Source organism: Alcanivorax sp. HI0044 (assembly GCF_001634945.1).
In genome coordinates this window covers 1-866 of record NZ_LWEZ01001630.1, presented here as the reverse complement: position 1 = coordinate 866, position 866 = coordinate 1, and the positions used below count along the sequence as shown (strand labels likewise).

Sequence of the window (866 nt, the reverse complement as noted above, 5' to 3'; positions counted from 1 at the left end):
CCTCCTGGCGCTTTACTTTTGCCGGGAGGGTGAGCGTGATATCAGAGTCTTCCAGGGTAATGGTCAGGGTGACCGGGGCCGCATCGGGCAGCGCGAGCGGCGTGCTGCTGTTGAGCCGTGCGCCCATGATGGAAATGTCGTCCAGTGACACGGGGTGGCTGTCCTGCTGGAAAGCCAGGGTGGCCTCCCCGTCGAAGTCCACCCGATTGGCCCGCCGTCTTTCGTTCATGCTGTCGTCCCTGTTACGTCCCCGGCCGACACGTTGTTGCTGTGTCGGCATTATCCTGCACGAATCAGACTTCGATTCGTTTGTACTTCATGCGCTTGGGTTGCAGGGCCGCATCGCCCAGCTGCTTGCGTTTGTATTCTTCGTACTCGGTGTAAGAGCCTTCGAACCATTCCACCTGGGCATCCCCTTCGAAGGAGAGGATGTGGGTGGCGACGCGGTCCAGGAACCAGCGATCGTGCGAGATCACGATGGCGCAGCCGGGGAACGCCAGCAGGGCTTCTTCCAATGCCCGCAGGGTTTCCACGTCCAGGTCGTTGGTGGGCTCATCGAGCAGCAGCACGTTGGCGCCCTGCTTGAGCAGCTTGGCCAGGTGCAGACGGTTGCGTTCACCGCCGGACAGATCGCCGACCCGCTTCTGCTGGTCGCCACCCTTGAAGTTAAACCGGCCCAGATAGGCGCGGCTGGGGACTTCATAGTTGCCGATGCGCAGGATGTCGTTGCCGTCGGAGACTTCTTCCCAGACCGTCTTGTTGCTGTCCAGGTCTTCACGGCTTTGGTCCACATAGGCCATCTGTACGGTATCGCCAGTGACGATCTCGCCGCTGTCCGGGGTTTCCTGGCCGGCCAGCATGCGGAA

Annotated in this window: 2 protein-coding genes; both read right to left on the bottom strand. The window is 61.4% G+C overall.

Going from position 1 to position 866, the window contains the following annotated elements; genetic code table 11:
* A partial coding sequence (locus tag A3730_RS24535) for a PilZ domain-containing protein (RefSeq protein ID WP_197477616.1) occupies positions 1-229 on the bottom strand: 229 nt, incomplete at its 3' end.
* A gap of 64 nt (positions 230-293) precedes the next feature.
* The coding region (locus A3730_RS24530; RefSeq protein WP_156501341.1) for an ATP-binding cassette domain-containing protein at positions 294-866 on the bottom strand (573 nt) is incomplete at its 5' end.